This is a genomic window from Thioalkalivibrio thiocyanodenitrificans ARhD 1, assembly GCF_000378965.1.
Taxonomy (GTDB): domain Bacteria; phylum Pseudomonadota; class Gammaproteobacteria; order Ectothiorhodospirales; family Ectothiorhodospiraceae; genus Thioalkalivibrio_A; species Thioalkalivibrio_A thiocyanodenitrificans.
Genome location: NZ_KB900536.1, coordinates 2,956,713 through 2,974,199 on the forward strand (window position 1 = coordinate 2,956,713; position 17,487 = coordinate 2,974,199).

14 protein-coding genes and 1 riboswitch are annotated in these 17,487 nt (G+C 67.2%); of the genes, 7 read left to right on the plus strand and 7 right to left on the minus strand.

The features are described 5' to 3' along the window. Positions 1–33: 33 nt before the first annotated feature. From THITHI_RS19120 to THITHI_RS0113965, 5 genes are all read left to right on the plus strand, one after another. The gene (locus tag THITHI_RS19120) at positions 34–1,401 is read left to right on the plus strand and encodes a complex I subunit 5 family protein (RefSeq protein ID WP_083908783.1); all 1,368 of its coding nucleotides are present in this window, start codon (positions 34–36) and stop codon (positions 1,399–1,401) included. Next, a complete protein-coding gene (locus THITHI_RS0113945) occupies positions 1,398–2,912 on the plus strand; it encodes a complex I subunit 5 family protein (protein ID WP_018233727.1) in 1,515 nt (504 codons plus the stop codon). The genes THITHI_RS19120 and THITHI_RS0113945 overlap by 4 nt, the downstream gene beginning before the upstream one ends. Then, positions 2,909–4,576: a complex I subunit 5 family protein gene (locus THITHI_RS0113950; RefSeq protein ID WP_026186358.1), complete on the plus strand. Its 1,668-nt coding sequence runs from the start codon at positions 2,909–2,911 to the stop codon at positions 4,574–4,576. Before THITHI_RS0113945 ends, THITHI_RS0113950 begins: the two co-directional genes overlap by 4 nt. A 273-nt stretch (positions 4,577–4,849) precedes the next feature. After that, positions 4,850–5,398 (plus strand): CBU_0592 family membrane protein, encoded by a 549-nt coding sequence (locus THITHI_RS21050; RefSeq protein WP_018233729.1) that lies wholly within the window; start codon positions 4,850–4,852, stop codon positions 5,396–5,398. Continuing rightward, a complete protein-coding gene (locus tag THITHI_RS0113965; protein WP_018233730.1) occupies positions 5,395–6,708 on the plus strand; it encodes a YhjD/YihY/BrkB family envelope integrity protein in 1,314 nt (437 codons plus the stop codon). Before THITHI_RS21050 ends, THITHI_RS0113965 begins: the two co-directional genes overlap by 4 nt. A 251-nt stretch (positions 6,709–6,959) precedes the next feature. Here THITHI_RS0113965 and THITHI_RS0113970 read toward each other — a convergent pair whose 3' ends face one another. The 7 genes from THITHI_RS0113970 to THITHI_RS0114005 form a co-directional block, all read right to left on the minus strand. After that, positions 6,960–7,388 (minus strand): SRPBCC family protein, encoded by a 429-nt coding sequence (locus THITHI_RS0113970; protein ID WP_018233731.1) that lies wholly within the window; start codon positions 7,386–7,388, stop codon positions 6,960–6,962. Between the two features lie 353 nt (positions 7,389–7,741). Beyond that, positions 7,742–8,593, minus strand: coding sequence for a UDP-2,3-diacylglucosamine diphosphatase (locus THITHI_RS0113980; protein ID WP_018233733.1), 852 nt, complete (start codon positions 8,591–8,593; stop codon positions 7,742–7,744). A 99-nt stretch (positions 8,594–8,692) separates the two neighbouring features. Further along, positions 8,693–9,052: a diacylglycerol kinase gene (locus tag THITHI_RS0113985; protein WP_018233734.1), complete on the minus strand. Its 360-nt coding sequence runs from the start codon at positions 9,050–9,052 to the stop codon at positions 8,693–8,695. A gap of 26 nt (positions 9,053–9,078) precedes the next feature. Further along, positions 9,079–9,843, minus strand: a complete 765-nt coding sequence (locus THITHI_RS0113990; protein ID WP_018233735.1) for a GNAT family N-acetyltransferase — start codon at positions 9,841–9,843, stop codon at positions 9,079–9,081. 122 nt (positions 9,844–9,965) lie between these two features. After that, positions 9,966–10,526 (minus strand): phosphatase PAP2 family protein, encoded by a 561-nt coding sequence (locus THITHI_RS0113995; RefSeq protein WP_018233736.1) that lies wholly within the window; start codon positions 10,524–10,526, stop codon positions 9,966–9,968. 4 nt (positions 10,527–10,530) lie between these two features. Next, entirely contained in the window at positions 10,531–11,721 is a 1,191-nt protein-coding gene (locus THITHI_RS0114000; protein WP_051080001.1) for a glycosyltransferase family 4 protein, read from the minus strand. Between the two features lie 232 nt (positions 11,722–11,953). Further along, positions 11,954–13,981, minus strand: a complete 2,028-nt coding sequence (locus THITHI_RS0114005; protein WP_018233738.1) for a PhoX family protein — start codon at positions 13,979–13,981, stop codon at positions 11,954–11,956. A gap of 198 nt (positions 13,982–14,179) precedes the next feature. Continuing rightward, a riboswitch (cobalamin riboswitch) is annotated at positions 14,180–14,418 on the plus strand. Between the two features lie 103 nt (positions 14,419–14,521). Between THITHI_RS0114005 and THITHI_RS0114010 the strand changes: the two genes are divergently transcribed. Together THITHI_RS0114010 and THITHI_RS0114015 are read left to right on the plus strand one after the other, a co-directional pair. Then, positions 14,522–16,336, plus strand: a complete 1,815-nt coding sequence (locus tag THITHI_RS0114010) for a TonB-dependent receptor domain-containing protein (RefSeq protein WP_018233739.1) — start codon at positions 14,522–14,524, stop codon at positions 16,334–16,336. 232 nt (positions 16,337–16,568) lie between these two features. Continuing rightward, on the plus strand, positions 16,569–17,480 hold the full coding sequence (locus tag THITHI_RS0114015) for an ROK family protein (RefSeq protein WP_018233740.1): 912 nt from the start codon (positions 16,569–16,571) through the stop codon (positions 17,478–17,480). Positions 17,481–17,487 lie beyond the last annotated feature (7 nt).

The window sequence follows — 17,487 nt, forward strand, 5'->3', positions numbered from 1 at the left end:
GTGCCTCTGGCGGGTGCGCTGCTCGCCGCCCTGATGCCGAGGGTCGGCCCCGGTGTGGGGCTTGCCACCGCGCTCATCACGGGGATCGTTTCTGCCGGCGCTTCGGCACGGGTGTGGCTGGACGGGCCCGTGCGCGCGGGGCTCGGCGGCTGGGACGTGCCCCTGGGCATCGCCCTGTACCTGGACGGGCTGTCAGCACTGTTGCTGCTCATGACCGCGGTGGTGGGGATCGCGGTCAGCGTCTACGCCCTGGCCTATGTGCGCCCGGACGCCGCGCGCGGCAAGTTCTGGGCCCTGTGGCTGTGGCTGTGGGCGTCCATGAACGCGCTTTACCTGTCGGGCGACGTGTTCAACCTGTATGTGGCCCTGGAACTGCTGGGCCTCGCCGCCGTGGCCATGGTCGCGCTGGCCGGCGGCGCGGCCGCGCTCACCGCCGCCATGCGTTACCTGCTGGTGAGCCTGCTGGGTTCGCTGGCCTATCTCATGGGGGTGGCGCTCCTGTATGCCGCGTACGGGCTCCTGGACCTGGCGGCCCTGGGGCAGGTCATGGGCGACGACCCGGCCGCGCGGCTCGCGGCGGCGCTCATGACCGTGGGCCTGCTCATGAAGACGGCGCTGTTTCCGCTGCATGTATGGCTCGCCCCCGCCCACGGCAGCGCGCCGGCACCGGTGAGCGCGGTGCTCTCCGCGCTGGTGGTCAAGGCCTCCTTCTACCTTGTCCTGCGTCTGTGGCTGGATGTGTTTCCCGCGCCCGAGAGCGGCGCGTTCGCCCTGCTCATGGGCGGGCTCGGTGCCGGTGCGCTTCTGTGGGGATCGCTGCTGGCGCTGCGCGCGCAACGGCTAAAGCGGGTGGTGGCCTATTCCACCGTGGCGCAGCTCGGGTATCTCTTCCTTGCGTTTCCCCTGATGCTGGCCGTGCCATCGGCCTGGCAGGCGGTGGTGTTCTTCGCACTGGCGCATGCCAGCGCCAAGGCGGCGGTATTCCTGGCGGCGGGCAGCCTGCAGCGGGCCGCCGGTCATGACCGGCTGTCGGAGCTGGGCGGCGTGATGCGCCATGAGCCCATGAGCACTTTTGCGCTGGGCATCGCCGGCGCCAGCCTGGTGGGACTGCCGCTCACCGGGGGGTTCATCGCCAAATGGCTGCTGGTCGAGGCGGCGATCCAGGGACAGGCCTGGGGCTGGGCGATCCTGGTGCTGGCCGGGGGGCTGTTCTCCGGCGCCTATGTATTCCGGGTGCTGGGCCATGCCTTCGTGCGCGACAGGGCCGCCGTGCGCCGCGAGTCGGTGCCCGCGCTCATGGCCTGGTCGGTGCTGGCCCTGGCCCTGGTGTCGGTGGCGCTGGGCTTTGCCGGCGCCCCGGCGCTGGAGTTGCTCTCCCGTCACGGCGCGGAGGGGTCATGAGCACGGACACGCCCTGGCTGCTGGTGTTCATCCTGATGAGCTCCCTGGTGCCGGGGGTGGTCATCTTCTTCCTCAGTGAACAAAGCCACCGCCTGCGCACGGCGCTCAACCTGGCCGGCGCCGGGCTCAAGCTGGTGCTGGTGGGGGTATTGCTGGCCGGGGTGCAGCGGGGCCAGACCTACGAGCTGCGCGCCGTGCTGCTCCCGGGCGTGGAGCTGGTGCTGGCGGCGGACGCCCTGTCGCTGTTGTTCGCCGCGTTGTCCACGGTGCTGTGGTTTGTCACCACCGTCTATGCCATCGGATACCTGGAGGGGTCTCCGTACCGCAGCCGGTTTTTCGGATTCTTCAGCCTGTGCGTGAGCGCCACGGTGGGCATCGCGTTCTCGGGCAATCTCATCACCTTCCTGATCTTCTACGAGATCCTTACGCTGGCCACCTGGCCGCTGGTGGTGCACCGGGGCACGGCGCAGTCGCTGCGTGCAGGGCGCATCTATCTCACCTACACGCTGGCGGGCGGCGCCCTGCTGCTGGCGGCGATCGTCTGGCTGGCGGTCCTGGCGGGATCCGGGGATTTCGTGCCGGGCGGTTATCTCATGGGTCTGGAGCAGGATCATGCGCCGCATCTGAAGCTGATCTTTGCGCTCCTGGTGGCGGGATTCGGGGTCAAGGCCGCGCTGGTGCCCCTGCACAGCTGGTTGCCCCGGGCGATGGTCGCCCCGGCGCCGGTGAGCGCCCTGCTGCATGCGGTGGCGGTGGTCAAGGCGGGCGCCTTCGGTATCGTGCGCGTGGTCAACGATGTCTATGGCACCACCCTCACGCTTGTCCTCGGGCTCGCCCTGCCGCTCATGGCACTGGCCGTGATCACCATCGTCTACGGTTCCGTGCGCGCCTTGTTCACCGACGACATCAAGCGCCGCCTGGCGTTCTCCACCGTGAGCCAGGTGTCCTACATCGTGCTGGGCGTGGCGCTGGCCGGGCCGCTGGGTGCCGTGGGCGGGCTGGTGCATCTGGTGCACCAGGGGCTGATGAAGATCACCCTGTTTTTCTGCGCCGGCAATTTTGCCGAGACGCTGGGCATCCACAAGGTGGGTGAGATGAAGGGGGTGGGGCGGCGCATGCCGCTGACCATGCTGTGTTTCACCGTCGGTGCCCTGGGCATGATCGGCGTGCCGCCTTCGGCCGGGTTCGTGAGCAAGTGGTACCTGGGCCTCGGCGCGCTGCAAATGCAGCACTACTGGGTCCTGGGTGCATTGGTGGTCAGCAGCCTGCTCAATGCCATGTATTTTCTGCCGCCCGTGATCGACGGCTGGTTCCGCCGCCGGGAGACGGCCTGGCCGGGCTCCCATCTGGATCATACCCGTTTCGAGACCCACTGGATGCTGCTGGCGCCGACCCTGTTCGCGGGTGCGCTCGGCCTGGGGGCGGGCGTCCTGGCGGGCATGCCCCTGAGCCCGCTGGACTGGGTGTCGCTGATCGTGGAGCGCGATTACGCCCCGGAGGCCGGCTCATGACTGCGGCAATGCTTCTGCTGGTGCCCCTGCTGCCGCTGGCCCTGGCCGCAATCGTGATGATGCCCGGCGCCGCCGCGGTGCGGCGCCTCACCCCCTGGGCGGTGCTTCCCGGGCTCGTGGTGGCGGTGTGGTTTCCCGAGGGTGCCCAGTCTGTCTACCCGTGGTTGCTGCTGGGCCTGGAGTTGCACCTGGATGTGCCGGGGCGCGCGTTCCTGCTGCTCACCGCGCTGCTGTGGGGCGCCGCCGGCCTGTATGCCCTGGGCTATATGCGTGGCGATGCGCGCGAGTGCCGCTTCCACCTGTTCTTCCTGCTGGCCATGAGCGGCAACCTGGGCCTGGTGCTGGCCGCGGATGCCGTGGGTTTCTACGTGTTTTTCGCCCTGATGAGTCTGGCCTCCTACGGCCTGGTGGTTCACGCCGGCGGCGCGCAGGTGCGTCGGGCGGGACGCATCTACCTGATCCTGGCCGTGCTGGGCGAGGTGGCCCTGTTTGCCGGCCTGGTGATGCATGTCTCCGTGGCGGGGGGGGTGCACTTTGCCGAGCTGGCCGCCGCGCCGTTGTCGCCCGTCACCGCCGGTTTGCTGCTGACCGGCTTCGGCATCAAGGCGGGCCTGATCCCGTTGCACGTGTGGCTGCCCCTGGCCCACCCGGCGGCGCCGACCCCGGCCAGTGCCGTGCTCTCCGGGGCCATGATCAAGGCGGGCCTGCTGGGCCTGCTGCGCCTGCTGCAGGTGGAAGGGCCCGGCTGGCCGGAACTGGGCGCGCTGCTGCTGGTGCTGGGGCTTGCGGGGGCCTTTCTGGCGGCCCTGGCGGGGGTCATGCAACAGCGGCCCAAGACGATCCTCGCCTACTCCAGCGTCAGCCAGATGGGCTTCATGATGACGGGGGTGGGGCTCATCTTCCTGCTGCCCGATGCCGGTGAGGCGCTGCTGGTGGCGGTGCTGCTCTATGCCGTGCACCACGGCCTTGCCAAGGGTGCGCTGTTCCTGGGGGTGGGTATCGTCGAGCGCAGCCGTGCCCCTTGGGCGATGGCGGTGCTGGCGCTCCCGGCCCTGGCCCTGGCGGGGCTTCCCTGGACCAGCGGCGCCGCCGCCAAACAGGCGCTCAAGGCCCCGCTGGCTGAGGCCCCCGCCTGGGCCGGCACGGTGGAAACGCTGCTGACATGGGCGGCGGTGGGCACCACCCTGCTCATGGTCCGCTTCCTGTGGCGCATGGGTGCGAGCGGTGAGCAGGGCCGCAGCGCCTTGCCCTGGCAGATGCTGCTGCCCTGGCTGGCCCTGTCCTCGGCGGCCCTTCTGCTGCCCTGGATCGCACCAGGCGGGGCCGATCCGGCCTGGTCGCTGCTGTGGCCCCTGGGGCTCGGTCTGCTGGCCGCGTTCAGCGCGGCACGCGTGCTGTGGGGACGCCGGCTCCCCAATGTGCCGGAAGGGGATCTGCTGGTGCCGCTGGAACGGGCGCTCCTGGCGGCGGCCGCCATGGTGCGCATGATGCCGTTTCTGTGGCTCGGCTATGGCGAGGCGCTGACACGTGCGCGTTTCCGTCTCGTGTGGCGACGCGTGCGTCACCGCATCGCACGGCTTGAGGCAATCCTCTCGCGCTGGGAGAGCGTGGGCATCCTGTTCATGATGCTCGTGGTGGCGGTGTTCTGGACCCTTCGCGTTTGAGGGGCGCGCCGGGAAGCAGTGGTAGGTTGGGGTGAGGAACGAACCCCAACACGCCGGGCCCCGGGGGATCTCCGCCATGTTGGGGTTCGCTGTGCTCACCCCAACCTACGGTTCTGTTGGTTTTTCCTCTGTGACCTCTGTGGCTCAAAACGCCTTCTGATCCGCCCAGGCATCCCAGCGCCTTTCCCGGGTGTGGCACACTGTGAACGGCGGTTTCGGGGCGTGGAGGACCGCATGCCCCGCGTCGGGCCCATGGATCGTCCTGGAGCACCCATGACTTACAGTCTCACGGATCTGGTCGGCAATATCGGCGTGGCGATGATCGTGTTCGCGTATTTCCGGCTGCAGATCGGGCGCTGGCGGTCCCGGGACCTCCCTTATCTGCTGTTCAATCTGCTAGCCCGCATATCTCACCACCCTTCTACTGCGGCCGCCGATATGCTCGCTGTGACGAGGCGTCTGCTGCGCTGCGCAGTCCCTGCTCCGCTGGCAGTCCAGGGCGTGCGTCCTGCACGCCCGCTCGGCGGACTGCGAAGGTCCACCGGACCTTCGGTTCCGCCTCGCCCCTCCAGGCGGCTTGACGTAGTGTCGGCTACGCTGGCGCCGTCTTCCGGTCCGCGCGCCCCGTCACAGCGGCATCTCGACGCCCTCGCTACGAACGGTGGTGAGATATGCGGGCTTGGCGCCATACTGGTCGTCGTATCCCTGGTGTTCGATTTCAACCTGTCCACCATGATCCTGCAGATCTTCTGGATCGTGATCAGCCTCGTCGGACTCGCGCACCTGTACCGCGACCGCCACCGCATGGAGACCGGCCCATGACACTGGTCGATATTCAGACTCGCCTGCGGGGCGTGCTGGAATACCGGGACCTGCGCAGCCTGCCTGCCTGGAAGCGCCCGCTGATCGGCGCCCTGCGCATCGTCTGGGGTATCGCCCGGGAGCTGGCCGAAGGGCAGCTCACCCTGCGCGCCATGAGCCTGGTGTACACCACGCTGCTGTCCATGGTGCCGCTGCTGGCCCTGGCGTTCTCCGTGCTCAAGGCATTCGGCGCCCACAACCAGTTGGAACCGTTGCTTCTCGGCGTGCTCGAGCCCCTGGGAGAGCAGGGCGTGGAGATCGTCGAGAACATCATCCATTTCGTGGATAACATGCGGGTCGGTGTATTGGGCTTCATCGGGTTGATCTTCCTCATCTACACGGTGATCGCCCTGGTCCAGAAGATCGAGACCGCCTTCAACTACACCTGGCGCATCAGCGGCACCCGGGGGCTGGCACAGCGTTTCAGCAACTATCTCAGCGTGATCCTGGTGGGTCCGGTGCTGGTGGTTTCGGCAATCGGCATCACCGCTTCCGTCATGGCCACTTCGGTGATGCAGCAGGCCATGGAGGTGCAACTCCTGGGCGACGCGGTGCAGCTGGCCGGGCGCATGGTGCCCTACCTGCTGATCATCGGCGCCTTTGCATTCGTCTATGTGTTCGTGCCCAACACCCGGGTGAGGATCTTCCCGGCCCTGGTGGGGGCGGTGGTGGCGGGCCTGCTGTGGCAGAGCACCGGCTGGGTCTTTGCCGCCATGGTGGCGGGCTCCACACGCTACGCGGCCATCTACTCCAGCTTCGCCATCATGATCATGCTGCTCATCTGGCTGTACCTGTGCTGGCTGATACTGCTGATCGGTGCCAACGTCGCCTTCTTCGTGCAGTACCCGGAGTACATGCTGGTGCGCCGGGGCGAGGTGCGCCTGTCCAGCGCGCTCAAGGAGCGCCTGGCGCTGCGGGTGATGCAGCTGATCGGCGCCCGTTTCCATGCCGGTCGCGGCGCCCTGAAGCTCGATGATCTGGCCCACGAACTGGACATGCCGGTGGAGGCCGTGGCCCGCGTCACCGACGCCCTGCGTGCTGCCGGTCTGCTGGTGTCCACCGGTCAGGACCCCGTTGCCTACGTGCCCGGACGTGACACCGACCAGATCACGCTGAAGTCCTGCCTGGACGCGGTGCGCGGCGCCGACAGCACCGTGCCCGGCCCACGGGAGGAGGATCCGCGGATCGACGAGCTGGTGGAGGAACTGGACCGGGCACTGGGGGAGCAGCTGGAGGGGAGGACGTTACAGGCGCTTATCGAGCGCCTTTAACAAAGGATGAAGGATGGATGAACGCAACTCTCCCCTTTCGTAGGAGCCCGCTCCCGCGGGCGATGGCCCAAGGCCCCGGAGGATCGCCCGGAGGACCGGGCTCCTACAGAGCGATGGCCCGGGGCCCGGACGGATCGCCCGCGGGAGCGGGCTTCTACGCGGCTTGACAGACCACCGGGACCGGTCAAGCCTTGTTCATCCTTCATCCTTCATCCTTCATCCTTCATCCTTCATCCTTCATCCTTCATCCTTCATCCTTCATCCTTCATCCTCAGGCGCGTCTCCACACGCCCGACGATCTCGTCACTGAGTCTGCGCACCAGCGGTGTGACCGCCCTGTTCACCATCTTCTCCATCAGGCGGCTCCTGAGGCTGTACTCCAGCGTCAGGGTGATGCGGGTGCCGCCTTCTACGGCGGTGAGCCGGTAGGTTCCGCGGTTGTGCACGCCCGTCACCGAGCGCCAGGCCAGGCGCTCGTGCGGGGTGCATTCGATCACCTCCACCTCGAAACCCAGGCTCAGGCCCGCGGCGCGCACCTGCCAGCGATAGCGGTCTTCCCCGAGCGGCGTGACCGCCTCCACCGACTCGGAGTAGAGGGCGAAGTCCTCCACCCGGCTGATGAGCGCGAACACGGCCTCGGGGGCGGCCTGGATCTCCACTTCATGTTCGATGACGGGCAAGGGGGGCCTGGATCAAAGTTCAAGATTCAAGATTCAAAGTTTAAAGCTCAAAGCTCAAAGCTCAAAGCTTAAAGTTCAAAGTTCCTGCGGGAGTATGTGATCTGCCTGGTCAAGGGCAAGGATGTGCGCCATATCGGCCTTGAGCAGATGGAGGAGGCGGCGCTGGGGAGAAAGAAGTCCGACTGAGGGGGAAGGTGGATAAGCGAAGCGCATCCCCCGTGCGGATAGTGTCCTCTTCTCCCGGATGCATCCTCTTCAGGCAGGTCGGGCCACCCACGCCCTGACCCGCCGAGGACAAGCGCGGCGCGGCGTCCTCAAGGCGATCCCTCGGCCTGCAAAAAGGCGCGCGTCACCTATCTGAAAGGCCTATCCGTTGACGTGGCGCGCAGCCACGCAAGTTCCGGGGGCAGTTCGATCGGTCGTGCACCGTCGGCCACAGGGCGGGGATCACTCGCGGCCAGGCGGCCATGATCCGACCAGTGGATCAGGTGCAAGGAGCCGCTGTGATCCTCAATCAGGGCGGTGCAGTGTTCCACCCAGTCGCCGGTGTTGCAGTAGATTACGCCATGGTCAGAGTGCATGGTGGCCTTGTGGATGTGCCCCCCGATGTAGCCGTCGTAACCCCTTTCCAGCGCGGTTCGGGAGGCGGCCGTCTCGAAACGGGAGATGTAGTCCCGGGCACGGCCTACCCGGGCCTTCGCCCAGGCCGAGAGGGACCAGTAGGGACGCCGCAGGCGTCGACGTGCGCGGCCGACAAAGTGGTTCATCCAGAGGAGCAGGTGATATCCCTTGTCGCCCAGCCAATGCTGGATCCGACCATGGCGGATCTTGTCATCAAACTCGTCGCCGTGGCTTACCAGAAGCCGTCGCCCGTCGGCGGTCAGGTGTTCGAGGTCGCGCAGGATTCGCACGCCGCGAACCTCCGCGCCGACCAGTGCACGCAGGGCCGCGTCGTGATTGCCCGGGATATAGATCACCTCTACGCCCCGGCGGCAGAGCGTGAACACCTGCTCGATCACGGCAGTTTGTGCGCCATCCCAGTGGATGCGCCGACGCATGGCCTGGATGTCGATGATGTCACCGACCAGGACGAGACGTTCGCAATCCAGTCGTTCGAGAAAGTCCGCCAGGTAGGCGGCGCGGCACTGGCGGGTGCCAAGATGAGTGTCCGAAATGAACGCGGCTCGACAACGGAATGCTGACATGGCAGTGCTCCCCTTCTATGCCGTGCCGGCCACACCGGCGTGCTCCGCAGAGATCTGTCTAACGCCTTCGGGCAGCTGTTCAGTGCCGCCCAGGGGCCTTCACACCAGGACCAGCACCCAGACCACCAGGGCGTGCGCGAAGGCCACGAACACCGCTGCGGATCCCAGGTCCTTGGCCCGGGCCGAGAGCTTGTGCCGTTCTCCGCCGAAGCGGTCGATCGCCGCCTCGATGCCCGAGTTCAGCAGTTCGACGATCAGGATTACGAACAGGCTACCGACGAGCAGTGCGCGTTCGAGCCCCGCGTCGGTCAGCCAGAAGGCCGCGGGTACGAGCACCAGGCAAAGCAGCAGCTCCTGGCGGAACGCCTCCTCGTGCCGGAAGGCCGAGCGCAGGCCGGTCCAGGAATAGCCGAAGGCCTTGATGATCCGGGTCAGGCCATGATGCGTGCTGTATGCCATGCGGATTGACCGGCCTCGGGCAAAGGTCAGGACACGGGTTCGCGCGCGAAATGCCGGAGATAGCGCTGCGGTATGCGCCGGACGTCCAGAAGGACAAGGACATCCGCCACGCCGAAATCGGGGTCCCAGCAGGGCTCACCGCAGATCCAGGCGCCGAGGCGCAGATAGGCCTTCAGGAGCGGCGGGGCCGGGCGGGTGACGGTATTCCCAACGACCGGCGGGATGGGTCGACGCGGGCGCACCGTGAACGTCTCCGGTGCCCGATGGTTCGCCAGAAGGTGACTTATCAGCCCATAGGCCGAGGTGTCTTGCGGGGTGAAGGGGATGCTGGCGCAACCCATCATGTAGGCCACCCGGCGCTCGATCATGATCCGCGCCAGTCCAGTCCACAGGGCCTGGATGGCCGCGCCGTTCCTGTGATCATGCCGTACGCAGGTGCGGCCGACCTCCATGACCCGGCCCGGCAGTGTCTCCAGAGCGCCGAGTTCGAACTCGCCCTTCGAGTAGAATCCCCCGGCGAGCGGCGCCACGTCCGACATGAGAATCCGCGTGGTCGCCACCACTTCCTCCGTGTCGATGAGCCGCACCAGGAGGTGATGGCAGAAGGCGTCGTAGACATCGGCGTCGATGCCCTGATCTGCGCCGGAAGGGCGAGCGCCCAGTTCCTCCATGAAGACCTGATGGCGCAGGCGCTGGCAGGCAAACACTGCCGAAGGCGTCGAGGCAAGCTCGGTGGTCAGTGCGGGGCATGCAGGTACTATCCAGGGGTGCTGTTCGGCCAGGTGCGCCATGGTCGTGTTCCCGCTCTCGTGGACGGGGATAGTCTGAGAGCGGAAAGTGGCAATATGGTGAAGCGCGAGTGAACGGTGCGTGAATCCGTCAGTGCGCGTGTCGGGCGCCATGCCGACGGGCTTCATGGGGCGCCGCCCGGTACCGGAGAGAGCGAGATGGAGCCGCCCGCGATCATCGCGCCGATGATCGCGCCTGCCAGTACATCGCTCGGGTAATGCAGGCCCAGTACGGGCCGCGATGCGGCCACGAGTATGGTGAACGGAACGACCACCCAGAGCCACGCCGGCAGGTGGCTCAACAGGACGAGCGAAAAGGCGACCGCGTGAAGTGTGTGCCCGGACGGGAAGCTGTACTCGTCAAGCGGCGGTGTGCGCCGAATGATATTGTCGCTGATCATGAAGGGGCGCGGACGGCCGGTACGGCCCTTGAGCCACTTGTACACGATCAGGCAGGTGAGCCCGGTCAGGGTCATGTGCACGCTGATCTGCAGTCCCTTGACGCCGTGCACCAGCGGGAGGATCAGCATCAGGGAGTACCAGAACACGCCGTCTCCGAGGCGGCTGATCAGGGCGAAGAATCGGCCCACGTGCTCACGGCGGTTGGCGCGGTTCAGGAGCCTGCACAGCGAAAGATCCAGTGCCTGCATGCGGGCGAGACCGGGAGAGGTGGTCGAGGCGGACATGGTTTCAGCCTCCTGCGGGTTCCTGGCACAGCCGTTGGAGTATTTGCTCGTGGCGCCGGCAGATCCTGGACCAGTCGAGCTCAAGGGTCGTTTCGCGCGCGGCAGCGGCGAGCCGGGCGGCCTGCGCGCGATCCGCCGCCAGTTCGGTGGATGTCCTGACAAATCCCTCGCTGTCAGAACAGGCCACCGTGCGGCCGTTGCGGCCGTCAACGATGTGCTCGCGCGCGGCTGCATAATCGAACGCCAGCACCGCCAGGCCGCTGGCCATGGCCTCGAGCGTGACGTTACCGAAGGTTTCGCTCAGGCTGGGGAACAGGAAGATATCGGCCGAGGCATAGTGCTCGGCGAGGGCCGCGCCCGTCTGCATCCCCGCAAAATGCACCTCGGGGTGGGCGGCGGCGAGGTCCCTTCGGGCCGGACCGTCCCCCACCACCACCATGCGCGCGCCGGGAACCTGTTCACGGGCATGCTCGTAGGCCCTGAGGGCAAGCGGCAGGTTCTTCTCCGGTGCGACACGGCTGACCATGAGCATGACCCGGTCGTCCGCGCCGGCGCCCCATGCCTCGCGCAGGTCGGCCCGGCGATGACGGGGATGGAACTGATCGGTATCGATCCCGCGCGCCAGTACCTCCAGCCGCCGAAAACCCTGGCGTTCCAGTTCGATCACGAGTGAGCGGGTCGGAACCAGTGTCAGCCGGGTCCGGTTGTGCAGGGTGCGCAGGTAGCGCAGGGCCACGGGCATGAGCGGACCCAGGCCGTAATGGGCCGTGTACTGATGAAAGTTGGTGTGGAAGTCGCTCACTACCGGGATGTTCAGTGCCCCGGCCGCACGAACGGCCGACCATCCCAGCGGACCCTCGGTGACGATGTGCACCACATCCGGACGTTCCCGCCGCCAGCGCCTCTTCAGCAGGCCGGTACAGGGCAGTCCCATGCGCAGCTCGTGGTAGCGCGGCAGTGGCATGCCGCGCAGGACGAGGGTATCGACCCCGTCGATCCCGACGCCCCTATCGACGCCTCCCTGGCGTAACCGTATCAGAGTGACGTCATGGTGCGCGCTCAGCCCCTCCACCATGCGATGGATCGTCATTGCCACGCCATTGACCTCCGGCGGCCATGTCTCGGTCACGACCGATATGCGCAGACGAGCGAGGCCACCGCCGGCGGCGGCCGGCAGATCATTGGAAAGGTTCATGGCGGAGCCGTCCATGCGGGCACTGTGCCTGACGAACTTTTCAGCCGGGTGACGGATCGATGACGAAGGCGTTTAACCCGGACATTGCACCAGGGCGGTGGGGCCGGGTCCCGGTGCAGCCCGCTCGTCTTAGTCGGTTGACCGCCAGAAGAAAAAAGGCCCGCGCGAGGCGGGCCAGAGCAGGAGGAGACTGAAAAGGTGGGGCGTCCCTGCCCCCGGTTTCGCTCCTTGATCACGTGCCGACCACGCCGCCGTCGTCCCTGGTGATGATCACCGTGGCGGAGCGGGCGCGGGCGTTGCCGCCGTCGGGCCAGTTGGAGGCCACCTGGGGGAAGATCTCGCCGCTCTCGCCCGGGTGCTGGATGTTGATGAACAGTGTGCGGTTGTCCGGCGTGGAGATGCAGCCGGTCACCTCCTGGCCCAGGGGACCGACGAAGAAGCGACGGATCTCACCCGTGTAGGGATTGGCGGCGAGCATCTGGTTGTTGCCGAAGCGGCCCTGCTCGGCACGTTGCTGGCTGCCGCCCATGTCCGTCTGGATCCAGAGCACCCCGTTGTGGTCGATCCACAGGCCGTCCGGACTGGCGAACATGTTGGTCTCATCCAAAGGCTCGCCGTCGAGCTTGCGACTGTCGTCGGTGGGACCGCCAAGGACGAAGATGTCCCACTCGAAACGCAGCGCCCAGGGGCGGTTGCCCTGCTCGCGCCAGCGGATGATGTGGCCGAAGTCACTGTTGGCGCGGGGGTTGGCCGCATCCACCGGGTTGCTCGCCCCGCCCCGGGTGGAGTTGTTCGTCAGGGCGAAATAGACCTCGTTGGTCTGAGGGTGCACGGCGCCCCACTCGGGCCGGTCCATCTTGGTGGCACCCACCACGTCGGCGGCCAGACGTGTGTTCACCAGCACGTCGGCCTGGTCCCTGAAGTCCACGCCGGCGGCGGCTGCCGCATCGCGGAAGGCCTTGTCGCGGATGTCCAGGGCGCGCCATTCGCCGGTGCCGTCATCGTGAAACACGGCAACAAACAGCGTGCCCCTGTCCAGGATGTCGCCCCTGGTCCGGCTGGGCTGGTAGCGGCCCTCGGTGACGAACTTGTAGATGTACTCGTTGCGGGCATCGTCACCGGAATAGAAGGTCAGGGGCTGACCGTTCTGCGCCGGAGCGAACACCACGCCCTCGTGGGCAAAGCGGCCCAGGGCGGTGCGCTTGACCGGGGTGCTCTCGGGATCGAAGGGGTCGATCTCCACGATCCAGCCCTGGCCGTTGGGCTCGTTGCGATAGTCCTCCGTGGCGGACAGGCCCTTCACGGAGGCGTCGAAGCGGGCATACGCGTCGATGTGGGTGACGGTGTCCCAGCGGTAGCGGGTGTTGCCGGTGGGCACACCGTAGCGGGCCAGTTCGCGAGGACGCTCGCCGCTGCGATAGGCGAAGTAGCCGGCCCAGTTCTCCTCGCAGGTGAGGTAGGTGCCCCAGGGGGTGAAGCCGTGGGCGCAGTTGTTGAGGGTACCGCGGGTCATGGTGCCGTCGGGGCTGTACCTGGTCTTCACCAGGTCGGAGCCGCGCACCGGGCCGCTGATCTCCATGGGGGTGCCGGCGGTGATGCGGCGGTTGTACTCGCCCTTCACCACTTCCCACTCGCCGTGGGCCACTTCGCGCACTTGCACCACGGACACGCCGTGTGCGGCCACTTCCTTGCGCACCTCGTCCTCGATTACGCGGGCACCCCCCACGATGGTGGCGCCGTTGGGATGCAGCTTGGGCTGGTCGATGTATTCGTGGTTCATGCAGATCAGGCCATGGAGGTTGGCCTCGTCACCGCTGCCCAGGGGGAAGAAGTGGATGCCGTCATGGTTCATGCCGATCTGGCATTCCTGGTCGGCGCCGGTGTTCAGCCCGCCGTCCACGTAGGAGGGGTAGTCGCCGCAGATGGGTGTGCCCCAGGGCAGGAAGGGCCTGGCGGTGTAGCCGGCGGGCACCACGGTGGTGTCTGCGATGGACACGGGTACGGGAGTGAAACCCAGTTCGCCCTTCAGGCCGAAAGGGGGTCGGCCCTGGGCCCGGGGCGGCAGGAAGCCGGGGGCAGCCAGGGCACCGGCGCCGGCGGAGGCGAACACGCCCGCCATGGCCGCGGCGATACCGCCACGCATCACATCGCGCCGGGAGACACGCTTCTCCAGTATGCTGGCGAAGGTGGGGTTGCCGGAGGTATTGCTCGGGATCTCGTCGCCATCGGTGGCGTGAAGCAGTTGTGTCTTGTCTTTCATGGTGGGCTCCTTCTTCCTGGGTCAGGATGGGGTTGCATTGCAGCCGGGAAGTCTGGTGGGTCTCTGTGACAACCCTGTTTAGCCCTGGTGTGATTTCGATGAAGCGGGAGCCCGTTCACACTTCACTCTGCACTCCGAAACCGTTACCATGCCCGGCCATTCACGCTGCGTGAATGCATAAGACGCCGGCCTCCGGCCGGCAACCATGACCCATCAGGTGTTCCGCCCCGAAAATGCCGGGCGCGGAATGAAACGGGAAGCAGGTGAGAGGCCTGCGCTGCCCCCGCAACGGTGATGGGAGGGTCATGGAGCGGAAGCCTGCTCCATGACCCCGCGAAACGAGCGCCACTGCGCCCTGGGCGTGGGAAGGTGTTTCGCGGGATCGATGCGCTCGATACTCCCCAAGCCCGGAGACCGGCCTGACGGGTTGCAACCGGACTGCGGTGGGCCGTCTGGCGGATTCCGGCGTACGCTGATGCGTGGCGCCCGCCCGCCCGTCATGCCCGCCCGGCCATCTTCAGTGGCTTGCGGAGGGCAACCATGCGACATATTTCTTTTCGATCCCGGTCTCTCGCCGGACTGGGCCTGATCCTGTCGGCACACGCGGCGGCCATGCCCGCCCATGGTGCCGATGTCCTGGACCCCATCATCGTGACCACGGCCACCCGAACGGCCGTGACGGCGGACGAGACCCTGGCGCCGGTGACCATCATCACGCGCGAGGACATCGAGCGGACGCCGGCGGTGGATGTGGCGGATCTGCTGAATACCCATGCCAATATCGACGTGGCACGCAACGGGGGCTTCGGTCAGCCGGTGTCCACCTTCATTCGCGGTGCCAACAGCAGTCACACGCTGGTGCTGGTGGATGGCGTGCGCATCAACCCCGGCACCATCGGGCTGGCTGCGCTGCAGAACATCGATCCGGCCCACGTCGAGCGCATCGAGGTGGTGCGCGGTCCGCGCTCGGCCCTGTACGGCTCCGATGCCATCGGCGGGGGGATCAACGTCATCACCCGCGAGCCGCCGGAAGGGGGGCGCTGGGAGGCGTCCGCCGGTGCCGGAAACCATGGCGCCCGCAGCGGGCGCGCCTCCGTTGGCGGGGCGCAGGGACCGTGGCGGGGTGGAGTGTCGGTGAGTCACTTCGAGGCCGACGGCTATCCGGTGGTCTCCGATGCCGAGACCGATCACGGTCATCGCAACACCTCGTTCAACGCCCATGCCGGCGTCGATCTGGGGGCCTGGGACGTGGATCTGAACCACTGGCAGGCTGAAGGGCGTACCGAGTACTGGAGCTTTGGCGACCTGAGCCAGGATTTCCTGGATCGGGTCACGGCGCTCACGGGACGTTACGGGACCCACGGCCCTTCCTCGGGCCGGCTGCGGGTGACCTATCATCGCAGCCGGATCGACCAGAATGACGAGAACTTCCTTGGCGACCTGGACCATGCCCACACGACCCGCACCGGCGTGGAATGGCAGCATGATCACGCCATCGCCCCCAACCAGTTGTTGACACTGGGGATCGGCTGGGAACGCGAGGAGGTGAATGCCCTGTCCTTCGGCACCCGTATCGACGAACGCAATCACGTGCGCTCCGGCTTCGTCCAGCATGATCTGGAAGCGGGGCCGCACCGGGTGATCGGCGCCTTGCGCGTCACCGACCACGACGCCTTCGGCAGCCGCACCACGGGGAATCTGGACTACGGGTACCGGCTGTCATCCCGGTGGCGTCTCACCGCGGGCGCGGGTACCGCCTACCGCGCGCCGGACAACACCGACCGTTTCGGCTTCGGCGGCAACCCGGACCTGCGCCCCGAAACCTCGCGCAGCGTGGAAGCGGGCGTGCGTTTTCAGCCGGCCCCGGGCACGCGGTGGCGGGCTGTCGTGTTCGAGAACCGCATCCGCGATCTGATCATCTTTGACGGTACGCGGATGGAGAACGTGGAGCGGGCGCGCATCACCGGACTGGAGGTATCCGTGGACCACCGTGCCGGGCCCTGGCGCAGCCGTGCGGAGCTTCTCTGGCAGACGCCGCGCAACGAGACGCGCGACGAGCGCCTGCCGCGCCGGGCCCGGGAACGGGCCGCGTTCACCCTGGCCTACGATCAGGGCCGCTCGGACTACCAGGCGCAGGTGGTGGCCGTGGGCGGACGCAAGGATTCGAGCTTCAGCGATGAGACGCTCTCCGGCTATGGTCTGCTGAACCTGTCCGCCGGCCATCGCCTGAGTGGCATCTGGATGCTGCGGGGCACGGTGGAGAATCTGCTGGACCGGGATTACGAGACCGCCGCGGGCTATCCCGCGCGCGGGCGATTTGTCATGCTGACCCTCTCGGCCGGGGGCGGCCTGTAAACGGCGCCGGCCGTTCCAAAGGGAAAAGCAGGAATCGGGAGGTGAGAATGATGCACCTGGTGGACCGGTGCGTTGCGTCTGAGACAGTGCCGGTCCTGAATGCTGAAGGCGTCGAGGTGCCAGGCGGGCAGGGAGAGTCCCTGAAGCAGACGCCGCATTGCCTGCGCGTCCGCTCCCCCTGCGTTCCGTATCCGCGCTGCGCGTATCACCGGTGATCGGAGCAGCCGGAAACATGTACCGGATCGGCATCGACCTGGGGGGCACCAAGACCGAGATCATCGTTCTGGATGAACACGGGCAGGTGCGGCTTCGGCGCCGCGTGCCGACGCCGCGGGACGACTACGAAGGCACGCTGTCCACCGTCGCCTCCCTGGTACGCGAGGCGGAAGCGGAACTGGGCACGAGCGCCACCGTGGGCGTGGGCACGCCGGGGGCCGTCTCGGCGCGCACCGGGCGCATGAAGAACTGCAATTCCGTGTGGCTCAACGGCCGGCCGCTGCGCGAGGATCTGGAGGCGCGCCTGGACCGGCCGGTGCGCATCGCAAATGACGCCAACTGTCTGGCCCTGTCCGAGGCCACCGACGGCGCGGGCGCCGGCGCGGCGGTGGTGTTCGCCGTGATCCTCGGTACCGGCACCGGGGCGGGGCTCGTCGTGGACGGCCGGCTGCTCACCGGGGCCAACGCCATCGCGGGCGAGTGGGGTCACAACCCGTTGCCCTGGTCCCGGGAGGATGAGCATCCGGGCCCCGAATGCTACTGCGGCCGTCGCGGGTGTCTGGAAACCTGGCTGTCCGGATCCGGCCTGGCCGCCGATCACCGGCGCATGACCGGCCAGACCCTGGATGTGCGCACCATCGCGGCCCGCGCGCTCGGCGGGGACAGAGATTGCGCGGCCACGCTTTCGCGCCACGAGGACCGCCTGGCGCGTGGGCTTGCCCATGTGGTCAATATCCTGGACCCCCAGGTGATCGTGCTGGCGGGCGGGGTGTCCGCCATCCCCGGTCTGTATGCCGGTGTGCCCGAAAGATGGGGGCAATATATATTTTCAGATCAAGTAGATACGAGAATTCTTCCGGCCCGGCACGGAGATTCCAGCGGTGTTCGGGGCGCCGCCTGGCTGTGGCCGGCCGCCCCGGAGGCCTGAGCCCCAT